We start from the raw sequence: 654 nt of genomic DNA, 5'->3' as shown, positions 1-654 counted from the left end.
GTGGTCCGCAGTTCGAGGCGGCCGGTGACCACGTGCACCGCCTCCACGCGGCAGTCCATGGTGTACAGCTCCGCCTCCCCGCGGCCGTGCGGCGCGATGTCCGCGCGCAGGATCTGCAGGTAGCGCTGGACCCGCTTCCACTCGGCCCGGTCCGCGGCGGGGCCCATGGGGGTCACGGTGGCCGGGGCGTCTGCGAGCGGGATGCGCGGCTCACCGAGCTCCATGACCGCCTCCGGCACGATCTCCGGCAGCAGATAGGAGGACCGCTGCGTGCCGACCGCGGACTCGTCCAGCCGGTACCGGACCACGTTCAGCCCCTCCGGGCCGATCGCCGTGAGCAGGCGCAGGGTCTCCGCCGTCTCCTCCGTGCGGGTGTGCACGATCACCGGGTGCCGCGGGTCCTGTCCGTCCAGCGCCCAGTCCCAGAACCGCGTGAGGTCGGTCGCCGGGACCATGCCGATGTGCACGTCCCCGCGGTCGTCGTCTCCCAGCTCGTCCAGGACCAGGGTGCGCATGATGTAGACGATGCCGCCGCGCACCGGGTGCAGGTCCAGCCGCACGGCCGGCCCCAGCCGGACCGTCCAGCAGGGCGGGCGGCTGCATCACCTCACACCGTCCCGGCGGGTCCGGACGCGCCGGCGGCGCGGCTTGGCC

The 654-nt window shown here is 74.2% G+C and carries 1 pseudogene; it reads right to left on the bottom strand.

From position 1 onward, the window contains the following. Positions 1-560, bottom strand: a pseudogene (locus AC2W7A_RS13175) (hypothetical protein); the annotation flags it as partial. Positions 561-654: the final 94 nt, after the last annotated feature.

The sequence above is a fragment of the Micrococcus sp. LASM2_SD2 genome (assembly GCF_057364565.1).
The sequence above is the reverse complement of the archived record's forward strand: the minus strand, read 5'-3'. Positions and strand labels throughout refer to the sequence as shown.